The 22,084-nt window shown below is 57.0% G+C and carries 17 protein-coding genes and 2 pseudogenes; 11 read left to right on the top strand and 8 right to left on the bottom strand.

The genetic code is table 11. From position 1 onward, the window contains the following. The 3 genes and pseudogenes from AOY23_RS22690 to AOY23_RS17310 form a co-directional block, all read right to left on the bottom strand. Positions 1–4,413 (bottom strand): annotated as a pseudogene (locus AOY23_RS22690) (autotransporter outer membrane beta-barrel domain-containing protein); the annotation flags it as partial. Positions 4,414–4,731: 318 nt separating this feature from the next. Further along, positions 4,732–5,967, bottom strand: a pseudogene (locus tag AOY23_RS23270) (ESPR domain-containing protein); the annotation flags it as partial. Positions 5,968–6,641: 674 nt separating this feature from the next. Then, positions 6,642–7,088, bottom strand: coding sequence for a VOC family protein (locus tag AOY23_RS17310; protein WP_054181176.1), 447 nt, complete (start codon positions 7,086–7,088; stop codon positions 6,642–6,644). Between the two features lie 171 nt (positions 7,089–7,259). Here AOY23_RS17310 and AOY23_RS23060 point away from each other — a divergent pair, with 171 nt between their 5' ends. Then, positions 7,260–8,132, top strand: a complete 873-nt coding sequence (locus tag AOY23_RS23060) for a helix-turn-helix domain-containing protein (RefSeq protein ID WP_235501679.1) — start codon at positions 7,260–7,262, stop codon at positions 8,130–8,132. Between the two features lie 10 nt (positions 8,133–8,142). Here AOY23_RS23060 and AOY23_RS17320 read toward each other — a convergent pair whose 3' ends face one another. The 4 genes from AOY23_RS17320 to AOY23_RS17335 are packed head-to-tail and all read right to left on the bottom strand — an operon-like array spanning position 8,143 to position 12,504. Then, the gene (locus tag AOY23_RS17320) at positions 8,143–8,763 is read right to left on the bottom strand and encodes a DapH/DapD/GlmU-related protein (RefSeq protein ID WP_054181175.1); all 621 of its coding nucleotides are present in this window, start codon (positions 8,761–8,763) and stop codon (positions 8,143–8,145) included. Positions 8,764–8,800: 37 nt separating this feature from the next. Continuing rightward, positions 8,801–9,829 (bottom strand): ABC transporter ATP-binding protein, encoded by a 1,029-nt coding sequence (locus AOY23_RS17325; RefSeq protein ID WP_054181174.1) that lies wholly within the window; start codon positions 9,827–9,829, stop codon positions 8,801–8,803. Further along, the gene (locus tag AOY23_RS17330) at positions 9,817–11,526 is read right to left on the bottom strand and encodes an ABC transporter permease (protein ID WP_235501678.1); all 1,710 of its coding nucleotides are present in this window, start codon (positions 11,524–11,526) and stop codon (positions 9,817–9,819) included. The genes AOY23_RS17325 and AOY23_RS17330 overlap by 13 nt, the downstream gene beginning before the upstream one ends. Before the next feature lie 3 nt (positions 11,527–11,529). Continuing rightward, positions 11,530–12,504 (bottom strand): ABC transporter substrate-binding protein, encoded by a 975-nt coding sequence (locus tag AOY23_RS17335; RefSeq protein ID WP_054181172.1) that lies wholly within the window; start codon positions 12,502–12,504, stop codon positions 11,530–11,532. Positions 12,505–12,691: 187 nt separating this feature from the next. Between AOY23_RS17335 and phnC the strand changes: the two genes are divergently transcribed. The 9 genes from phnC (at position 12,692) to AOY23_RS17380 (ending at position 20,263) form a co-directional block, all read left to right on the top strand. Next, complete coding sequence (gene phnC, locus AOY23_RS17340) at positions 12,692–13,546, top strand: phosphonate ABC transporter ATP-binding protein (protein ID WP_081005648.1); 855 nt, start codon at positions 12,692–12,694, stop codon at positions 13,544–13,546. A 29-nt stretch (positions 13,547–13,575) separates the two neighbouring features. Further along, a complete protein-coding gene (gene phnD, locus AOY23_RS17345) occupies positions 13,576–14,517 on the top strand; it encodes a phosphonate ABC transporter substrate-binding protein (RefSeq protein ID WP_054181171.1) in 942 nt (313 codons plus the stop codon). A gap of 68 nt (positions 14,518–14,585) precedes the next feature. After that, a complete protein-coding gene (phnE, locus tag AOY23_RS17350) occupies positions 14,586–15,452 on the top strand; it encodes a phosphonate ABC transporter, permease protein PhnE (protein ID WP_054181170.1) in 867 nt (288 codons plus the stop codon). Then, positions 15,449–16,336, top strand: coding sequence for a phosphonate ABC transporter, permease protein PhnE (phnE, locus tag AOY23_RS17355; protein WP_054181169.1), 888 nt, complete (start codon positions 15,449–15,451; stop codon positions 16,334–16,336). The genes phnE (AOY23_RS17350) and phnE (AOY23_RS17355) overlap by 4 nt, the downstream gene beginning before the upstream one ends. 106 nt (positions 16,337–16,442) lie before the next feature. After that, the gene (locus AOY23_RS17360) at positions 16,443–17,489 is read left to right on the top strand and encodes a catalase family peroxidase (protein ID WP_054181168.1); all 1,047 of its coding nucleotides are present in this window, start codon (positions 16,443–16,445) and stop codon (positions 17,487–17,489) included. Then, entirely contained in the window at positions 17,486–18,025 is a 540-nt protein-coding gene (locus AOY23_RS17365; protein WP_054181167.1) for a cytochrome b, read from the top strand. The genes AOY23_RS17360 and AOY23_RS17365 overlap by 4 nt, the downstream gene beginning before the upstream one ends. A 9-nt stretch (positions 18,026–18,034) precedes the next feature. Next, entirely contained in the window at positions 18,035–18,544 is a 510-nt protein-coding gene (locus AOY23_RS17370; RefSeq protein ID WP_054181166.1) for an RNA polymerase sigma factor, read from the top strand. Further along, complete coding sequence (locus AOY23_RS17375) at positions 18,541–19,287, top strand: anti-sigma factor family protein (RefSeq protein WP_054181165.1); 747 nt, start codon at positions 18,541–18,543, stop codon at positions 19,285–19,287. The genes AOY23_RS17370 and AOY23_RS17375 overlap by 4 nt, the downstream gene beginning before the upstream one ends. A gap of 226 nt (positions 19,288–19,513) precedes the next feature. After that, complete coding sequence (locus AOY23_RS17380; protein WP_235501677.1) at positions 19,514–20,263, top strand: SDR family oxidoreductase; 750 nt, start codon at positions 19,514–19,516, stop codon at positions 20,261–20,263. A gap of 13 nt (positions 20,264–20,276) precedes the next feature. On the opposite strand, the gene AOY23_RS17385 is transcribed toward AOY23_RS17380, so the two are convergent. Next, positions 20,277–21,059: an SDR family oxidoreductase gene (locus AOY23_RS17385; RefSeq protein ID WP_054181163.1), complete on the bottom strand. Its 783-nt coding sequence runs from the start codon at positions 21,057–21,059 to the stop codon at positions 20,277–20,279. A gap of 128 nt (positions 21,060–21,187) precedes the next feature. On the opposite strand from AOY23_RS17385, the gene AOY23_RS17390 reads away from it, so the two are divergent. Beyond that, a complete protein-coding gene (locus AOY23_RS17390; RefSeq protein ID WP_054181162.1) occupies positions 21,188–22,084 on the top strand; it encodes a LysR family transcriptional regulator in 897 nt (298 codons plus the stop codon).

Here is a 22,084-nt window from a genome sequence, read left to right on the forward strand (position 1 = left end):
CACGCCCAGATGCCAGCGGTCGAGGCCGTCAGTGCTCCACTGCGCGATGTCGCCGCCCAGTTGCAGCACGTAGCGGTTGCTCTGGGTTTTGAGCTGGCCGTCACCGGCAGAAGAGCGTTCATGACCGCCGGCGTGACGCATCCACATGCTGGTGGCGTTGTCGGTGTACTGCGGTTCGCCGAGGCGATCGTGCAGGCGGTGGTTAAACAGCGTGTTGGCCGCCGCGATATTGCTGATATAGCTGCCTGCTTCCGGGCGCAGGGCATCCGGGGCGGTCGGGTCAACGACAGGTGGTTTGACCGGATCGACTGGCGGTACCGGATCGTCCGGCGGTGTCACACTGCCGGTCCATTTACTGGTCAGATACCAGTTTTTCGCCGCATCCCCGGTGCCTTTGGCGAGAGTATAAACATACGCCCCGGCTTCGACAGTCCCGGTGGTCAGGGCAAAGTTACCGGCAGAATCACCGCCGACCTGAATCATTTCGATACCGTTCACTGTCTGTGCGCCGGTGCCGCCAACATTGTTTACCTCAACCCGGGTGTTGCCCGTCGTGTCGCCGTGAACCGTCAGTTTATCCGTTGATGAATCATCGCCACCCAACGCGGTGTTGAACGTCATCAGGCCATCGTTACCGGTGTAGTTGCCATTAACAGTAAGTGAGTTGCCTGGCTGCATTCCCGGGCGATTCAGCAGTACCTGACCGCTGTTGTTCAGGTTGCCGCCGACGGTGAAATCCACCTGCAGCGTACCGCCCTGCATCACGTTGATATCACCGGCCGTGCTGCCATAGCCCGACAGGGTTGCACCGTCGTGAATGTTCACTAACTGGCTTGCCATATCCACTGGTGAGGTAGTTTTATCGCCAAGGGCAATTTCCCCGCCAAGGATTTCAGTGGTGCCCGTCCAGGCGGCTGAATTTTGCGCCAGTGTCAGGACACCGCTGCCAGTTTTCGTCAGGTTACCAGCACCGCTGACCGCCGCCGTACCGAGGTTTTTCTGTTCGCTGACGGTCAGGGTGCTGCCGCTGTCGATGGTAAACAGACCGCTGAAGCCGCTGTTATCACCGGTAAGCGTGATATCTGTAGTGTTCGTCGCATCGACGTTGCCGGTACCGCTGACGTTATTAGCAAAAGTCCCGGTAACGCCGTCCAGCGTCAGGGTACCGTCATCGGTAATATCGCCGCTGCCTGCACCCTGCACATCATTAATACTCACTTGTGCGCCGCTACTGATGGTAGTGGCGACGCTCAAATCACTGTTGGTACCGTTAATCGTCAGCACACCGCCATCGATATTCAGGTTACCGGCACCAGTCAGACTGCCGTCACTGAGACCGCCATTCTGCAACGTCAGCGTACCGCCGTTAACGTTGAGGATGGAATCTGCCTGACCTGTCAGCATACCGACAGTCTGCACCGTGCCGTTAAGGTCAGTGATGGCATTGCTGCTGATGTTCAGCTCACGGGTGTTTCCCAGCGCGCCATCCGCATCGGTACGCAGAGTTCCGGCCTGTACCTGCGTGGCACCGCTGTAGTCATTCAGCCCGTTGGACAGCGAGACGAGACCGGTTGTATTTACCGCGAGGTTTCCGCTACCGGAGACTTTCGCTGACATGTCCGCATCCGCCCCGGTGGCACCCGCAAACTCAGCCAGCGTCAGTGTCTGCCCGGCATGGATATCCACTTCCTTCAGACCGTAGTTGATGTACAGACCGTCACCGGGTGCTGTGGTCATACGGATACCATACAGTCCGTCAGCGACCACCGTGCCGTTCTGTGCAATGGCGACAGTTTCGTCAGTCCCGATGACATCCCCGTTCTGGTCGGTCAGCATCAGCGAACCGCCGGAGCCGGTGACGGTATCCGCCTGTATCAGTTGAATATCCGCGCGCGTGTCATCCTGCTGCAGCAGGTTCAGACGGGTGTCCGGGTCAGCCATCAGTCCCGGGTCATTCCATGGGTCAGTCAGCGTCACCTGAACGTTACCAGTGCCGCTTGCCTGGAAATCCCGACCATTGCGGCTGAAAGTCCCGGCACCGGCAACCAGCGTCCCCGTCTGCAGAACACCATCAGACTGTGCCGCACCGGGCAGGGTGATATCCAGCGCCAGGGTGCCGCCATTAAAGGCCAGTCCGTCAGTCTGCTGAACCCCGTCGCTCACCGTGGTGGTGTTACCGGTACTGGTCATCAGCATGGCGTCTGTCAGTGCCGCGGCGTTATCGCCGGACAGGGCGAAGGTGCTGTTTTTCAGGTCAGCGACCCCGGCGAAGGCGGTGCCGGCAGACGGAGCAAAATCAAACGTGTCTGCGGCTGACGCCAGGTCCACACTCAGCAGGCCGTTACCCGTGAGCAGGTTGCTGAAGGTAAAATTGCCTGTTCCGTCAGTGGTGGCTCCCGCCACGTCCAGCGTCCCCGGCGCGGCAATGTTAACCGCGCTGGTGCCGAGACCGGTATTGCCTGTGGTGGACTGTGACGTGGTGGTGAGGGTACCGCCGTTAATTTGTGTGGTGCCGCTGTAAGTATTCTCTGTATTCAGGACCGTATGCCCCGCATCCTGCATCACCGTGCCGTTGCCGGTAATCAGCGGGGTGAACTGGTAGCCTCCCGCCGTGGTCGGGTCGGTTACGGTATGGTTGAAGACGAGGGTGCCCGTTCCTGCGCCCATGTTCACACTGTCAGCACCGGTGATAAACCCGGCACCCGCTGCCGACTCACCGTGTGCTGCACCGATGTTGAAGGTGCCGGAACTGCCCGCCTGCATCGCCAGTTCCACGGGGTTCTCTGTTTCCAGGGTACCACCATTGCTCAGGGTGAGGATGCCGGAACCTGCCATGCCCAGATAAACGACCGGGGAACGCAACAGGGAGCCAGTACCGTCGACATTAAGGGTACCGTTACCGGTCGCCGCGTTACCCAGTGTGATGGGAGCCAGCCCGCCAGAAACCCTACCGCCAGTATTGATGTTAAGGGTTCCCGTACCGGCATCACCTATTGTCAGTGTGTACTGAGAGGTGTCACCGATATTCCACTGCGCACCTGAGCTGACATTTACCGTCCCGTCGCTACCGGCAGCACTACCCAGAGAAGCGGTGAGACTCTGCAGCATCGCATCATCCGTGAGTGTCACAGTACCCTTTCCTGCATAACCCACTGTCATCGCAGCAGCATTCAGTAAGGCATCAACGCCATCCACTTTCACGGTACCCACGCCAGTTGCACCACTGCCAATGATCGTGTTTCCGGCAGTGACTGTCCCGGTGGTATTGATGTTGAGCGTGCCTGCGCCATTATTCCCCACATTCAGGTTTTGTACGGCTCCGGTCACAGTATTAACTAAATTCCATTCAGAATTGCTGCTTACATCAACCGTTCCTGTGCTTCCTGCGTTTGCGGCGACAGTCCCTGCACCACTGCTGTTCACCACACCGTTATTCGTGATGGCAAGCGTACCCTCACCGACATAACCGATTGTCATGGCAGTGGTATTCAGTACCGCACCTGCGCCGTCGACAGTCACGGTACCGGTACCGCCCGGGCCAAAAGAAGGCAGGTAAAAGCCAATATTGGTTGTCCCGGCCGTCACGCTGCTGTCTGCATGGATATTGAGCGTGCCTTCTCCGCTCCCCCCTACGAACAGGTTCTGACCAACACCGCTGTCATTTATCAGGTTCCATTGACCGCCCGTACTGACATCAACGTCACCGGTGCTGCCTGCTACATTACCCAGGATGCCTCCCCCCGTACTGTTCACAACACCACCATCAGTGATGGTGAGCGTACCCTGACCGGACGCACCTACTGTTATCGCTGCGGTATTCAGCAACGCATCAGTACCATCGATGTTCGCCGTACCCACGCCCGTAACTGCGCTGCCAATACTGACAGACCCAGCAGTCACATTGCCTGTTGTATTTATGTTGAGCGTGCCCGTACCGCTATTACCCACGGTCAATCCCTGTGCGACGCCACCAGCGTTAATAAGGTTCCACTGCCCGTCACTGCTGACATTAACTTCACCGTTGCTGTTGACGGCACCACCTACTACGCCATAGCTGACACTGTTCACGACACCGTTGTCGGTAATGTTGAGTGTCCCCTGACCGGCATTACCGACTGTCAGTTGAGCAGTACTCAGTGAAGCATCGGTGCCATCCACCTTCACGGTACCCACGCCAGTTGCGCCACTGCCAATGACCGTGTTTCCGGCAGTGACTGTCCCGGTGGTATCGATGTTGAGCGTGCCCGTACCGCTGTTACCCACGGTCAGGTTTTGTGCCACTCCACTGGCATTGGCGAGGTTCCACCGCCCGTCGCTGCTGATATCAACAGTACCCGTGCTGGATACTCTGTTGCCCAACAAGCCAGTACCGGTGCTGTTCACCTCGCCTCCATTGGCTATGGTGAGTGTACCCGTATTCGGGATATCATAGTTCCAGAGGCTGCTGCCCACGGCAAAACTGGTCGTATTCAGAACGGCATCGGTTCCATCTACTGTTAAAAAACCTGTACCTGTGTCCGTGTAATACCCGACGCCAATGCTGGTGGCTCCGGCTGTCACACTGCTGCCCTCATGGATGTTGAGCGTGCCCGTGCCGCCGCCGCCAACGTTCAGACTCTGAAGTGTGCCACTGGCATTAATGGCATTCACCGAGGCTCCGCCACTGATGTCAAATGTGCCTGTACTGCCTTTTTGTGCGCCCACCGTAATACCGCCACCGGACGTCATCACCGCACCATTGGTCAACGTCGCGGTACCAGAACCCTGAAGTCCTATGTTCGTTGCTGCGGTAGTGGTCCAGGTGGAGCCATCACCATCCACCGTAATCCTGGCGATATCGCCCAAAAACCGGCCAATGTTAATGGCATTAGAATTTAATGCCCCGCCATTTGTGACCTGAATGGTGGTAGGGTCTGTCGGGTTCACGCCCTGCATTGAAAAGGTTCCACCGGTGTTGAGCCGGGAGCCAGCACCATCGACGGTAATGAGCGCACTGGAAGTGGCATTGTTAGCCATCATCTGACCACCAGGTGCAAGGATGACAGCGCCTCCGTTTGTAATAGCTATTGTGGGGGAGGTACCGGCTGTATTCCCCATGAAGAAATTGCCATTATTGGTCCATTCGGAACCTGCGCCGTCCACTGTCACCGTGCCATTGATTACATCACCGGAACTGCCGGTGGTCACGACATTGCCTCCGCGGGTGACAGCCATTAAGCCACCCGCACCCACATTAAAATTACCGGAGGTCAGCATGGAATCAGTGCCATCGACCGTCAGCGTGGCACCACTGTTTACATTGGCAGTACCACGATTATTAGGGCTGGTTACCTGCCCCCCATCCGTAATGGAGAGGTCGCCATTTATCTGCAAGCCACCGTAACCGTATGTCAGACTGGAACCTGCACCCTCAACGGTGACTGTGCTGCCGATACCTATTGACGTGCCACCACCCGAATCATTACCGGTAATCGCTGAACCACCGCCAGTGATGAGTAACATTCCTTTGCCCACTATCATGCTATAAGTCATCAGCGCCGAACCGACACCGTCTACCGTGACGATGCCTGTGCTACCGGCTACTGACCCAATCACACTGTCAGCACCAGTGACGGAGCCGCCGTTGCTGATGGTGAGCTCACCCGTACCGCCACTGGTACTGCCCACGATAATGTCTCCTGCATCTGCGACGGGATTATCCTGAGTGATAACCATTGGGCTATTACCCAGGCTGCTGTCCACCGTCAGGTCAGCAGAAGCTATACCTGGCAGCGCCATCAGTACGAGCAGGGAAAGCAGACGGACTGGTGAAGGGAGGCGGAATGAAAGGGGGGTATTTTGTCGAGAGGGGGTCACGGGCATCGTCAGGTTTACGGCTGATCCCGGCTGTTTCCCATTCACCAATTCGGAGCAAACCTGAAAGACGCGCAGGGTGCTGTTCCAGATAACACGATAGACTTTATTCATGTTGCACACTCGTTAAATATTTGAGTCTGCCTGTCTATTTCATTGTTTTTATAAAAATATAACAGGCTTATTTTGTTAATAAATAAATGGCACTCAGCGCTTTCAGAGGGATTTTCTGAAAGGTAAGCTTTAATGGAATAAGAATTTCCACTAAATTCTGAGGAAAATTAATAAAGAGCGGGTAGACAGGATTATGTGTCCCTGTGAATATAATCCTGATGCATTCATCATATATATTGCTGACTGCAATTGACTGAAATGAGATGATGGATGGCTTTCTGTCGTCAGTTTCACACTGAGCAACAATCATTTCAATATGGCCGGGGAAAATGCGGTGGGCGGGTAGTTACGCACCTGAATTATTACCGTAAGTAAATTCTTAGGTTTATTAATTTGTCAGACTTGTTTTTTCTCGTTTTGCTCTGGACGATGGCGGGAAATTTGGGATATTTACACGTATTAATAGGAATTTTATGCATAAACGGACATGGCATAAATTTTTAATCAATGGCACAAATTGCTAAATTAAAAAAGAAGGGGGAGGTAAAAGCGGGTTATCGGGTTGAACAATAGGTTTATTTTAATCTGTAATAACCCGCCCGGTGTAGCGGCCTAATAGCACTAAATAACATGAGCCATTTAGTGCTGGTTGGTTCATATTCAACGTGAAATCATCATTCCTTTTCCGGCGAATCGCGAAGATCGGGGGTATTCGTCACCGCCATAATGAGTCCTTCAGGGCTGAGAAAGCGGGTGACGGTCTGCCCCCAGGGTTCTTCCTGCAAACGGGTGAGCAAGTGATAGCCTTCCCGTTCCAGAATGTCGGTCGCAGAGCGCATATCGGCGACTTCAATTTCAAGCCACGCCTGAGGCGCCGGTAACGTATCAGGCCATTCGCTGGTGCCGAAACACGAGAGCGCCACTTTATCCAGCGGCCAGACCGCGAAATACTTAATACCTGGAATGTGTTGCGAATGCAGGTATCCCTCATAGCCGTCAATCGTTTCAAGCGGCAGTCGTAACAGGTCTTTGTACAATCGCTCACTTTCTTTCGCATTCGTTGTGACAGGACCCAGTCCCGCCATAAATAACACTTCAATCCCTTCAGGTAGACGGGTCATATTTACCTCCTGGTACGCACATGATCACGCGCTGGTTTCGTTCCATTAATATCAGCGTCGATTGCCCGGCTGCGCTAACAGCCATAAAATATCCTCCTGGATAACAGGAAGCGTACGACACAATCCAGATTCCGCGTTGTAAAAAAGGGACGTTTCGGAGAGGCATGGACGATGAATTCTTACTCTGGCGGGCTGGAGCCCATCTCAGGCAATAGTCACAATGGCGCGACGCAGCTTTTCTTCGCGCCGTCGCTGCCATTGCGCGGCCATATCTCACATTACACGGTGCAATTGCGTAACGCCTGTGAGCTGCCGTCGGCACGCCCGCTGACGATTATCCCGGATGCCAGCGGCTGCCTGGTGTTCACCGTGAGTCACGGGCGCGTGAAACCGGTGTTTTGGGGGCCGAACAGCGAAACACATCAGGTGACGCGGGATTTCAACACCATCACGCTGCGTCTGCTGGTGGAGTTTCTGCCGGGTGGGGCATTCGGGCTTTTCGGCCGTCTCCCTTTGCATGAACTGCAAAACAGCCAGTGTCTGCTGGACGCCATTGACCCTGCGCTCGACAGGCTCTTTCGTTCAGTTGTGGAACGGCATTACGCCGCCTGGCCGGTTCTTCTGCAGGCCGTTGACGACGTGCTGGTGCGGCGCCTTGGCGCAGTCGCGGAAAAACCGCTGCTGCGCCAGGTGCTGAGTCATGCCTCCCCGCTGAACGGGAACATTCGTCTTAACACCCTGACCGGTATGACGTCATACAGCGCCCGGCATATTAACCGCTTGTGTCAGGAAAGGATTGGCGTTTCCTGGAAATCGTTTGTCCGCATTCTCAGGATTAACGAAGCGTGTCGGCGCATCCGTCACGGTGTCGTCGATTTGCGCACGCTTGCCTGTGACCTCGATTTCCATGATCAGGCCCATTTCAGTAAAGATTTCAAAGCGCTTTGTGGCGTCACGCCGTCTGACTATCAGCGGGATCTGCCTCATTTTTATGCCGAGGAGACGAAACTGTGCATGAATCTGCCGGACCGCTATGCCCGGTGACGATCACGCGCTACGAATTTCCCCACTTCTCACAGAACGCCGCCACATTGTCATCCTGAAAATCCGCCAGCCGCTCGATAATGGTCTCCAGCGGCCAGTCCCACCAGGCAATTTGCTGGAGGCGGGCGCCAAGCTGCGGTGAGAAGCGTAAGCGAATGGTTCTGGCGGGAACGCCGCCGACGATGGTGTAGGGCGCAACGTCTTTACTCACCACGGCACCGGCGGCAATCACCGCGCCATCACCGACCGTCACCCCTGGCAGCACAATCGCGCCATGACCAATCCAGACATCGTTACCGATGGTGACCACCGCGTCACGGCGGTGAGAGAAAAACGCATGATCGCGCACGGCGTTGATGGAATAGTATTCCGGGCAATAGGTGATGCGATGTTGCGACGGGCGCTCCATCGGGTGGTTTGGCGCGCCGATGCGCACATTGTTGGCAATCGCCACAAACTTACCAATGGTCGCGTCGGCCACCGTCACGTATTCCCCGATATAGGAAAAATCACCCAGCGTACTGTATTCCATCACGCTGCTGGCAAGCACTTCACACTGTAAACCGATACGGCACTCACGGATCCGGACGCTGGGGTCAATCCAGGTTTCTGCTAATTTTGCCAGCTTCATGATGATGTCTCTCAGTTGTGATGACGAAAAATGGAGGTTATGCCGCGTCCAGGCGCCAGCCATGAAGTAAGCGCACACCAACGGTTTGTTGCAGCGCCAGCGCGGCAGAATGAAATGCGCTCAGCGTCTGACCATCATCCAGACGCAGTTCCAGCAGATAGCGCTCTCCCTGATAGATACAACTTTCCACGGTGCCTTTTAGTCCGTCCGGCGATATCTGCACATGCTCCGGGCGAATCAGCACCAGGCTGCGCGCGCCTGTCTGTGTATGCCCGGCGCTCTGGTGCAACAGTCTCTGATCCAGTTGTTGAATATGCGAAGGTGTCGCCAGCGACAGGATGCTGCCCTTGCCGATAAACCGTGCCACCCAGTCATTTTGCGGGCGCTGGTACAGCGTCTCCGGCTCGCCCCATTGCATCAGTTTTCCCTGATGCATCACCGCGATGTGGCTGGCCAGTGACATCGCTTCCTGCTGGTCGTGAGTGACGTAGACAAAGGTTGCGCCGGTGCGGCGATGAAAGGTTCTGAAGGTCTGTTCCATCGTCGCGCGTAAATGGCGATCAAGGTTAGCCAGCGGTTCGTCGAGTAACACCACCTGCGGCTCCGACACCAGGCAACGGGCCAGCGCCACGCGTTGCCGTTGTCCGCCGCTCAGTTCCTGTGGCGATCGCGTGGCATACGCGCCCAGCTCCACCACCTCCAGCGCGTCGGCGACCTGTTTCTGACGCGCCGCGCCATTGACCTTGCGTAGCTTCAGCGGATAACCGACGTTCTCCGCCACTGTCATGTGCGGCCAGAGGGCGTAGGACTGAAAGACCATCCCCATATTGCGATATTCCGGCGGCACGTGCGTTTGCGCATCCGCCAGCAGACGATCCCCCAGCCACAGCCGACCGCCGCTCAGTTTTTCCAGCCCCGCCATAATCCGCAGCGTGGTGGTTTTGCCACAACCGCTCGGGCCTAAGATGGCGGTAAACGCGCCCTGCGGGATCGCCAGCGTTAAATCGCTGATCACCGTCTGGTCAGCGAACACTTTACTCAGCTGTTCCAGTCTCAGTTCTGCCATGGGATCACTCCTTTCGGTAACACCCGGCTGAGGGCGCTCAGCAACAGCATCACCACCACGACCAGCATCACCACCAGTACGGATATCGCCGACGCCTGCACTTTCTCTCCACTCTCATCGAGGTTAAAAATCACCACCCCCAGCGTCTCTTTTCCGGCGCTCCATAACAGCGCGGAGACGGTCAGTTCGTTGACCGCCGTCAGGAACACCAGCAGTCCGCCCGCGAAGGCGGCAGGGGCGAGCAGCGGCAGCACGATATGGCAGAGCCGTTGCGCGAAACGGGCACCCGCCAGGCTGGCGGCTTCCTCCATCGCCGGGTCCAGTTGCAGCATGCTGCTGTGCACCGGTTTCAGGCAGACGGTAAGAAAACGGGAAAGATAGGCGAGGAAAATAATAGTCAGCGTGCCGCTAAGGCTGATGTCCAGCAGCGGCAGCGGACGGGTGAACAGCAGAATGCAGGCAATCGCTAACACCACGCCTGGTAAGGTATAGGGAATATCAATCATACTGTGCAGCCAGTGCAACGGACGGCTGGGGTGACGCACCAGCAGCCAGGCCAGCGGCAGACTCAGTAACATTAAAACTCCCGCCGCAGAGACCGACAACAGCAGGCTGTTCGTCAGCGCCCGCCATGTGGCGCTTTGTTCGTTAAACAGCCCGCGCCAGGCATTGAGGGTGATGGTGTCAGCGTTAAGCGGAATGCCGAGCGTCGGCACCAGCGAGGTCGTCACCAGCGCCAGCAACGGCGCGACAAGGATGGTGAACAGCACCGCGCCCAGCAGCAGTTCCGCCAGTGGGCGATAACGCCCCAGCGCAAAATCGAACGTCCGGCCCGCCGTACCAATCAATGGCAGGGCAAAACGACGCTGCATATGTCCCTGGACCGCCACAATCCCAATCGCCAGCACGCCCATCAGCACGGACAGCGTGGCGACATCGTTAAGCATGGAAGGGCCGAAACTGGACAACGTCTGGTAGATATAAATGGGCAGGACAAAATACGAGACGGGAATGCCGAGCATCGCCGGGATGCCAAAATTGCCCAACGCCGAAACAAAGGCGATCGCCGCGCCTGCCCACAACGCGGTACGGCAGAGCGGCAGCATGATATCGAAGAACACCCGCCACAATGAGGCGCCGTTCAGACGCGCCGCCTCGATATGCTCTTTCGGCAAACACAATAGCTGGGTGCGAAGCGTCAGAAACACCAGCGGAGCATGCTGAATGCCGAGCAGCAGGGCGATTCCTTCGGCGGAATAGAGCGGGTTGGCGGAACCAAACGCCGGTGCGACACCGAGGCTGTTCAGCAATACGCTACCGGGGCCAAAGAGTTGCAGCCAGCTCAGGGCGGTCACCTGCGGCGGGATCATCATCGGCAACATAAACAGGAACACCCACAGCTGTTTCAGGCGGATGTCAGTTAACGCAATGCTGAAGGCAAACAGGCTTCCCAGCAGCAGCGAGAGCAGGGTGCCGAGGCCGCTGGTATAGAGGCTATGCGACAGCGCCGTCCAGGTTGCCGGGTTGCTCAGCACGCGCCACAGACTGCTGTTGCTGCCCTGTTGCCAGTCAAGCAGCGCCGACATCAACAACCGCAGGCTCGGCAACAGGCTCAGCAAAGTAATCAGGCACAACAGCAGACCGAGCACAACTCTGGAACCGCCACTCGCGTTCTGGCGCAGGGTCATACCGGTCATCAATCAGCGATTTCCAAACAGATCAGCAAAGCGCTTTTTGTTCGCTTCGGTTTCCGCCAGCGCTTTCGCTGAATCCACTGGCATCAGCCTGATGCTGTCACGCGGCGGGAAGCCTTTCGGTACCGGCAGGTTGGTATTTGCTGGCAGATAACCCTGCTCCAGCACCAGCTTTTGCCCGGCGTCCGAGAGCACGAAATCGATAAACGCTTTTGCCCCTTCCGGGTTTTTGGCGCCTTTCATCATCGCGACCGGCTCGGTGACAATGCTGACGCCTTCGCTCGGGAAGACAAACTCAATGGGCGCGCCTTTCGCTTTCTCGCGGATCGCCATGTAATCCACCAGCACGCCGTACGCTTTATTACCGGAAAGGATGGCGCTCATTACGCCGCCATTACCGCTTTGCGGCATCGCGCCGTTGTCTTTCAGCTTTTCATAATACGCCCAGCCGAGGTCAGGATTTTCCATCAGCGTCGCCTGATGAATTTGCGCCGCCCCGGAATAGAGCGGGCTTGGCAGGGTGGTCATGTTTTTCAGCTCCGGCCTGAGCAAATCCTTCCACGATGTCGGTTTCACCGGCGCTTTGCTGTGATACGCAATGCCGGTGGTAATCAGCTTGGTGCCGTAGTAATAGCCCTCTTTATCAAACAACTGCGGATCGTAGTTTACGGCGAGGGATGATTTATACGGCGCCAGCAGGTCCTGTTGTTTCAGCGCTTCCATGGAGACGCTGTCAGCAATCAACAACACGTCAGGCGCCGCGCCGCCCGCCGCCAGTTCCGCCTGCAAACGGGCGATGAGTTTTGCCGTTCCGTCACGGATCCATTTCACTTCGATGTCAGGGTGCGCTTTTTCAAACGCACTGACGGTGGACTGCGCGTCTTCGGTAGGCTGGCTGGTGTAAAGCGTCAGGGTGGATTTGGCGAAAACCGCGGTGGTGAATATCGCCAGTAATGAAGCGAGTAGCGCTAATTTTTTCATGGTGATTTCTCTTATCTTTCTGTTTCGATAATTAAAACAAGGAAATCTGACAAAAATATGACCGGTGGGTTTGCGCATTTTTCGTGATTAAACACGGCGTTCATTTTTTGTTCGTCTGTTTGTCATTAAAACGTCATCGGCAACGTTATTAATATCCCTCGAATGACATAACTCTCTGGACAGTATGATGAACAGAGCACAAGCACAAAACGTAATAATTGAACATGCCCCAACGACGCTGCCGCAGGTGAATTACCTGCGCCTGCAAAATAAGAAAGTATTGAGCGTTAAGAATCTGTACAAATCTTATAATAATCATTCACCTGTTCTCTCAGATATTAATTTCGATCTGCATGCCGGTGAAATGGTAGGGGTTATTGGCCGCTCCGGTGCCGGTAAATCAACACTTCTCCATGTCCTGAATGGCACGCATCCGGCGACGTCCGGCGAGATCCTGGATTACCCGGATGTCGGCATGCCGCGGGATGTCTCAGTGCTTAGCGGGCGTGAACTGAACCGCTGGCGCAGCAAATGCGGGATGATTTTTCAGGACTTCTGCCTGGTACCGCGGCTGGATGTGCTGACTAACGTCCTGCTCGGACGTCTCAGCCAGACATCAACGCTGAAATCGCTGTTCAAAGTCTTTTCGCAGGAAGACAGGGCGAAAGCCATCGACTTGCTGGAATGGCTGAACATGCTGCCGCATGCCCTGCAACGTGCGGAAAACCTCTCCGGCGGGCAGATGCAGCGCGTCGCGATTTGCCGGGCGCTGATCCAGAACCCTTCTATTTTGCTGGCCGATGAACCGGTCGCGTCGCTGGACCCTAAAAATACCCAGCGCATCATGCGCGTGCTGAACGATGTCAGCGAGCAGGGGATCAGCGTCATCGTCAACCTTCATTCCATCGACCTGGTGAAAGAGTATTGCACGCGTGCGATTGGCATCGCGAAGGGCGAGATTATTTTCGACGGTAATCCAGCCCTGTTAACCGATGACATTCTGCACAAACTTTATGGCGATGAAATCAGCCAGTTACATTAATTTCTTTCCTACGACTACGGACTCGCATAATGAAAAAATCGATGACTCGCGCATTTCGGATTTCCACTCTGATGGCAAGCCTGGTATTTGCCTGGCAGGTCAATGCGGCGGAACAACCTAAAGAACTTAACTTGGGTATTCTTGGCGGGCAGAATGCGACGCAGCAGATTGGTGATAACCAGTGCGTGAAGCAATTCCTCGACAAAGAATTAAATGTTGATACCAAACTGCGTAATTCTTCTGATTATTCTGGCGTTATTCAGGGGCTGCTTGGCGGTAAAGTGGATGTGGTGTTGAGTATGTCACCGTCGTCCTACGCCTCAGTATATATCAGCAACCCGAAAGCGGTCGATATCGTCGGTATTGCGGTGGACGATAAAGATCAGTCCCGTGGTTATCATTCTGTGGTAATTGTCAAAGCAGACAGCCCGTACAAAACGCTGGACGATCTGAAAGGCACCGCCTTTGGCTTTGCTGACCCGGATTCCACTTCCGGCTTCCTGATCCCGAACCAGGAATTCAAGAAAAAATACGGTGGCTCTGCGGATGACAAATACAAAAATCACTTCTCCAGCGTGACGTTCTCTGGCGGTCACGAGCAGGATATTCTCGGCGTGCTGAACAATCAGTTTGCTGGCGCGGTAACCTGGGCGTCGATGGTCGGCGATTACAACACCGGCTATACCACTGGTGCGTTCAACCGCCTGATTCGTATGGATCATCCTGATCTGATGAAGCAAATCCGGATTATCTGGCAATCGCCGCTCATCCCGAACGGCCCGATTCTGGTCAGCAACAGCCTGCCCGCAGACTTCAAAGCCAAAGTCATTGCCGCGGTGAAAAAACTGGATAAAGAAGATCATGCCTGTTTCACCAAAGCCATGGGCGGCACACAGCACATCGGCCCGGGAAGCGTCGACGATTTCAAACAGATCATCGAGATGAAACGCGAGCTGGTTACTGCCCGTTGATCTCGTCCTGCCCGCTCCCCCGGTCAACAGGCCGGGGGATTTTTTTAGTGATAACCCTGTGAGCGAACATGCGAAATACCGAATTTGAACGTTACTTTCGGGAGATAAAGCTACGCCAGACGCGGGATACTTTCACCTGGTCAATCTTATTGCTGGCGCTGTACTTCGCGGCGGGTAATATCGCGGAATTCAATCTGTTGACCGTCTGGCACTCACTGCCGAATTTTCTCGATTACATTATCGAAACCGTCCCCACGCTGCATGTGTCGGTGTTGTTTGCCGACTCGCATACCAAAGGCTCGCTGGCCTACTGGGGCTATCGGCTGCCGATTCAGTTGCCGCTGATCTGGGAAACCCTGCAACTGGCGCTGGCATCCACGCTGGCCGCCACCGGAATGGCGACGGTTTTCTCCTTTCTTGCCGCCAGCAATGCCTGGTCGCCCGCCTGGGTACGTTACAGCATCCGGGCGTTAGTCGCTTTTTTACGCACCATGCCGGAACTGGCGTGGGCGGTGATTTTCGTGATGGCGTTTGGTATCGGCGCAATTCCCGGTTTTCTGGCGCTGATGCTGCACACCATCGGTAGCCTGACCAAACTGTTTTATGAAGCCATCGAAAGTGCGCAGGACAAACCCGTGCGCGGCCTCGCCGCCTGTGGCGCCACGCCATTTCAGCGCATGCGTTTCGCGCTCTGGCCGCAGGTGAAGCCCATCTTCATCTCCTACAGCTTTATGCGCATGGAGATTAATTTCCGCTCCTCGACCATTCTCGGTCTGGTAGGGGCGGGGGGGATCGGTCAGGAACTGATGACCAACATTAAACTCGATCGTTACGATCAGGTGAGCATGACGCTGCTGTTGATCATTGTTGTGGTATCGCTGCTGGATATGCTCTCTGGCCGTCTGCGCCACTGGGTACTGGAGGGAAACAAATGAAAACCTGGCAAACTGAACCTGATCTGATGACCAGCCGCCAGCAACACGCGGCGTTGTATCGCGCGCAGCCTCGCTATTTGCGTCGTATCGGCCTGCTGGCGCTGGCGGTATTTCTCTATTACGTCTGGTTTTTCTTCCAGTTTGGCCTGCCGCTGGCGCAGGCGCTTAACGGCGTACAGGAGTTGGGGCGCTATTTTCTGCGCATGTTCGTCTGGCGGGATTTCCTCAACTGGCCGTTTCAGTATTACTTCACGCAAATCCTGGTGACCCTGGGGATTGTTTTCGCAGGCACCATGACTGCGACGATCATTGCGCTGCTGCTCTCATTCCTCGCGGCGCGCAATATTATGCAGGGCCCGGTAGCACGCATTATCGCGCTGCTGATGCGTCGTCTGTTTGACGTGCTGCGCGGTATTGATATGGCTATCTGGGGGCTGATCTTCGTGCGCGCGGTCGGGCTGGGACCACTGGCAGGCGTGATGGCAATCATCATGCAGGACACCGGCTTGCTGGGGCGCCTGTACGCGGAAGGGCACGAAGCGGTGGAACGCTCACCGGGCCGTGGCCTGATGGCGGTCGGCGCTAACGGCCTGCAAAAACATCGCTTCGGCATCTTTACGCAATCTTTCCCGACCTTTCTGGCGCTTAGCCTGTATCAGATTGAATCCAACACCCGTTCAGCAGCGGTGCTGGGGTTTGTCGGCGCAGGGGGGATCGGCCTGATCTACGCCGAGAACATGCGTTTGTGGAACTGGGATGTGGTGATGTTCATTACCCTCATTCTGGTGGCGGTGGTGATGATCATGGATACCCTTTCGGCCTGGTTGCGCCGTCGTTATATCCAGGGGACGCCGATCCCGATGTTTGACGACAGGCAAAAGTAGCGGGTTTATCGCGCCTTTTTAAACAGGAAAATTATTTCTCGCAGGCGGGAATAAACCTCCCGCCTCTTCGTCTTATAGGTTCAATGTTTGCAAGGTGAGCCTGATTATGACGACCACTTCTCTAACCACCGGCCAGAAAATCGCGCGTCTCGCGCTGGTCGGCCTTGTGCCACTGGTACTGATTGTATTGTTTTTGTGGGTCGGTGGCTGGCTGACGCCGCAGCGTCTGACCTCCGATAAGCTGATCGCGGTGTTACAGCAGTCCGGCGGCGAGCATCCGGGTTATCGCCGTAACCATGCCAAAGGTATCTGCGTAACCGGCAATTTCATTTCCAATGGCAACGCCAGCGCGATCTCGCGCGCCTCGGTGTTTGCGCCAGGCGAGACGCCGGTCACCGGGCGCTTTGCCCTTGCTGGCGGCAACCCGGCCGCGCCGGATTACGCCGTACCCGTGCGCAGCATGGCGCTGGCGTTTCAGTTGCCCGGCGGTGAACAGTGGCGCACCGGCATGAACGCCATGCCGTTCTTCCCGATCTCCACGGTAGAAGATTTCTACGAGTTGCAGGTGGCGACGCTGCCGGATCCGGCGACCGGCAAGCCGAACCCGGAAAAATTCAAGGCGTTTATCGCGAAACATCCGCAAATGTTGCCTTTCCTCGCCTGGTCAAAGCAGTATGTTCCGTCGTCGAGCTGGGCCAGCGATCGCTTCAATGGCCTGAACGCCTTTCGGTTTATTAACCAATCGGGCGAAACGCATCTGGTGCGCTGGAGCATGGTGCCGCACGCCAGTTATCAGCCAATTACCGCGGACGATAAAAATAACAGTAATTTCCTGCAAACCGATCTGCAACAGCGACTGGCGCAGGGACCACTGAAATGGGATCTGCTGATCACTGTCGCGAATGCCGGGGATGACGGCAGCGATGCGGCCAAAAGCTGGCCCGCCGATCGGCAAACCATCAACGCCGGAACACTGGTGCTGACCAGAGCCAGCGCGCAGGCGCAGGGGCCGTGCAATGACATCAACTATGATCCGCTGATTTTGCCGGACGGCATTGCCGCCTCCGACGATCCGTTACTCAATGCGCGTTCCTCGGCTTATGCCAAATCCTACAACGCGCGTACCCGTGAACAGGCAGGAGAGCATTTATGAAACAGGTTGCGTATTTTCACCCGGCGCTGCGCCTGCTGCACTGGGTAATGGCGGCGGCGATTCTGGCTATGCTGTTTATTGGTGTGGCGATGGTCGCCACGGTATCGTCGCTGCACAGTCTGCTGGTGGCTATCCACAAACCGCTGGGGCTGATGATCCTCGTGCTGGTGGTGGTGCGTCTGGTGCTGCGTTTCTCAACCGCCACACCGCCGTTGCCGGATTCGTTGCCTGGCTGGCAGCGTGTTGCCGCGCATGCTTCGCACTGGGCGCTGTATGCGATGATGCTGGCGCAGCCGCTTATCGGCTGGGCGATGCTGTCGGCGGCGGGGTATCCGATTACCCTGGGCGGGCATTTCGTGTTACCGCCGATCCTGCCGGTGAGTAACGACAGCTATGCTATCCTGCGCCCGCTGCATTCTCTGGTTGCGCTGGTGCTGTTCGCCACCGTAATGTTGCATCTGGCCGCGGCGTTACGTCATGCGCTGATACTCCGCGACGGAGTATTTCAGAGCATGGCGGGAACCCGTAAACGGTGAAGGAGCGTTATGTCACAGCTGACTGATGGCGAGATCCGCCAGGTGATGCCGCATCTGCAACGCTTTGCGCTGTGGCTGACCCGCAACCCGCACAGCGCGGAGGATCTGGTGCAAAGCTGCCTGACGAAGGCGCTCACCCGCCGACCGCAGCATGACGACGAGCACAGCCTGCGCGCCTGGCTGTTCACCATTCTTTATCGCCAGTTCATTGATGGCGAACGGCGGCGCAAGCGCTACGTGAAACTCCTCTCTTTTTTTACCGGTGAGGAGACGGTGGGGTATTCCACCGAATCGCTGGCGATGGCCGACGATACGCTGGCGCAGTTCGCCACGCTGCCGACCGACTATCGCGCCATTTTGTTGCTGGTGAGCGTTGAGGGGCTGAGTTATAAAGAGGTCGCTGAAACGCTGGATATTCCGCCCGGCACCGTAATGTCACGGCTCTCCCGGGCGCGTAAGCTGCTCCATGAGAAATTAGAAGGTAAGGTAACGCCGTTACCGCTGAGGAGACTGAAATGACTTTGCCCCCGGATGAACACGATCTGCATGCCTGGCTGGATGGCGAAGCAGATGACGCGACCTCAGCGCGCGTAGAACGTTATCTGGCTGAAAACCCCGACGCGGCAGCCCGGGTGGCAGGCTGGCGCCAGGACGCGCAGCAGTTGCGTCAGGCGATGAACCGCCAGCCGGTCACGCTGGAAAGCCCGGAGCCGCATTATCTGCGCCGTCAGGTGCGGCAGCATCGGCAGTGGCGGCTGGCAACCGCCTGCGCGCTGGTGCTGGCGCTGGGCGTTGGCGGAGTGACTGGCTGGCAGATGAGAACCTCGCAACTGTTGATGAGCCATCAGCCAATGGAAGATGCGGTTCAGGCTTATAAACTCTTCGACAACGCCGCGCTCACCCCCATGGACGTGGTGGCGACCCGGCAGACTGAACTGAGTCGCTGGGTCGCGCGCTATTTTATGAATGGCGTGCCGCCGCCGGATCTCGAACAGTACGGGTTCAAACTGCGGGGCGCACGGCTGATAGCGACCGCGCAAGGCCCGGCGGCGCTGGTGATGTATGAAGATCCGCAGGGAACCCGCGTCGGCTGGTATATCCGCCCGTTAAGCCCGGTGAAATTACCGCATGGCGAGCGCCAGGGAGAAGACGTGATGGCGCAATACTGGAGCGACGAACACTATAATTATGCGCTGGTCACGCCGCTTAACTCTGCCGGGATCAACGGGCTGCGAAAAGCGGTATCACTGGCGACCAGTTAAGGCCTCTTGCCGGGGCCTGCTGGCGCTAATATAATCATTACGCATTTCCTTTCATGCCGTAGGCGTTACCGTCATCCAACGCGCCCCGATCCCGAGGGTCTCAGCAGAGAAAACAGGGGTCATCTGGCGCGACGTCCTTACTTCATCAAAACGACATCACGCACGAGCGTGTTTCTCGTGTCGCTGCCTGCCAGGTCATTTTTCTTTAGAGGAAAACAGAATGAACATGAGCGGCAATACTCTTCTTATTACCGGTGCCACCAGCGGAATTGGCCGCGGGCTGGCGGAAGCTTTCCATGCGCGGGGCAATCAGGTCATCATCACGGGGCGTCGTCAGGCACTGCTCGATGAAATCACGGAGGCGAACCCGGGCATGGCGGGTTACCGGCTCGATCTTGCCGATGAGGCGATGCTCGCCGGGGTCGCGGCTGACGTGCGGGCGCGTTTCCCGGCGCTGAACGTGCTGATCGCCAACGCCGGGATTTCTCAGACGGAAGATCTCACTGCAGAGGGCTGGAATACTGACGTCGCGCAGGCGATTGTCGATACCAACATTCTCGGGGTGATCCGCGCCACCGCGGCGTTTCTTCCGCTGATTAAAACCCGGCCTGACGCCACGCTGATGGCAACCAGTTCGGCGCTGGCGTTTATCCCCAGAGCGGTTTTCCCGACCTACTGCGCCAGCAAAGCCTTCCTGCATTCGTGGCTGTTGTCGCTCCGTTATCAGCTTCGCGACATCCCGGTAGAAGTGCTGGAACTGGCGCCGCCGTACGTACAGACCATGATCACCGGCATTCAACAGGCGACGGATCCACGAGCCATGCCGCTGGCGGAGTATATCCACGAGGTCATGACGCTGCTTGAACGTCATGACCATCCTGGCGGGGAGATCCTGCTGGAGCGTGATAAAGCCCGCCGCTGGGCGGAAAGAGACGGAACTTACGACGCGATTTTCCGCGCCATGAATCCCGTTTAATCCGCTGTGATATTCACACCGTGGGGACAGTACCGCCGTCAATCAGGTATTCCGTCCCCGTAATCGCCCCCGCGCGATCGGAGGCCAGGAAGGCAATCAGGTTTGCCACCTCTTCCGGTTTCGCGGGGCGCCCGAGCGGGATCCCGCCCAGCGAATCCATAATGATTTTTTTACCCCCCGCATAATCCGTTCCCGCCTCTTCAGCCAGCCGCTCTGCCAGACGCACGGCGGCTTCGGTTTCTATCCATCCGGGGGAGACGCGCAGCACGCGAACACCTTTGGGCGACACCTCTTTTGACAGGCTTTTGCTGTAGGCCGAGAGCGCGGCTTTCGCGGCGGCATAGGCGGTGGTCGCTTCCGGCAGCGGCATCAGGCGCTGAATGGATGACACATGGATAACAACCCCTGCGCCCCGCGCGATCATGCCTGGCAACAGCAGCCTGTCCAGCCGCACGGCGGGCATCAGGTTGAGCGCCAGCTCCTGTTGCCACTGCTGGTCGTCCAGCGCGGCAAAGCCCCCGGCAGGCGATGACGAGCCGCCCAGCATATGCACGATGATATCCACACCGCCGAAGCGGGCGTTTACCTGCTGCGCCAGTTGCTGGCATCCGGCGTCGGTGGTTAAATCCGCGGCGACGAACAGGGCATCGTCCTGAAGCCTGTCAGGCTGATGACGCGCCACGGTCATCACCTGCGCCCCCAGTTCACGAAACAGCGCGACCGTCGCCGCCCCGGCGCCTTTGGTGCCAGAGGTGACCAGCGCGCGTTTACCTTCCAGCGACAAAAATTCCGCCATTCATTGTTCTCCCGATTCGTTGTGGTTCATTTCAGTTATCCGGTTAATGGTGCTTGTTCACTCTAGGGAAGCGAGATAATTTGGACAACGGGGATAAACATGAATGCCTTGATGAAGGAACCGGGATAATGTCGCGTGTGACGCTGAATGATTTACAGGCGGTACTGACCATCGCCCGCCGGGGAACGTTCCGGGCGGCGGCAATTGATCTGGATATGTCGACCACCGCGCTGAGCCACACCATCGCTCGCCTGGAGGCGGAGCTTGAGGTGCGATTATTTAATCGTACCACCCGCAGCGTGGCGCTGACCGAGGCCGGGCAACTGCTGGTCGAACAACTGGGGCCGTCACTGCAGGGGGTGAATGATGCGCTGGCAGCGGTGCGCGCCCGCAAGGCCACGCCGTCAGGCGTATTACGCATCAATGCGCCGCCGTTTGCCGCGCTCACCCTGTTTTCGACGTTGATCGTTGAGTTTCTGCGCCGTTACCCGCAGATGCATATCGATCTGGTCACTGAAGGGCGGCTGGTGGATATCGTGGCGGAAGGGTTTGATCTGGGCGTCCGGGTTGCCGGTCTGGTGCCGCAGGACATGATCGCGCTCTCCCTCGGCCAGCCGCAGCGTTTTGCGGTGGCGGCGTCGCCCGCTTATCTGGCGCAGTACGGCACACCGACGACGCCGGGTGATCTGCTCCGGCATGCCTGCCTTCGCGTGCGTCTGCCGGATGGCTCACTTTATCGCTGGCATCTGGAAAAACAGGGAGAGGTGGCGCACGTTGAGGTGAACGGGCCGCTGACGCTGGACGATGCCGCGCTCTCCCGCGCTGCCGTACTGGAAGGGCTCGGTATCGGTTTTTTCCTCGAACAGAATGTGCTCGACGATATTGCCGCCGGGCGCATGGTGCGCCTGCTGGATGACTGGACGCCGCCGTTTCCGGGGCTGTGCCTGTATTATCCTGGCAGACGCCACCCCTCCGCCGGGCTGGCGGCGTTTCTGGCGCTGGCGCGCGAGGTGGCGCAGCGGTGA

The organism is Trabulsiella odontotermitis (genome assembly GCF_001297775.1).
GTDB lineage: Bacteria > Pseudomonadota > Gammaproteobacteria > Enterobacterales > Enterobacteriaceae > Trabulsiella > Trabulsiella odontotermitis.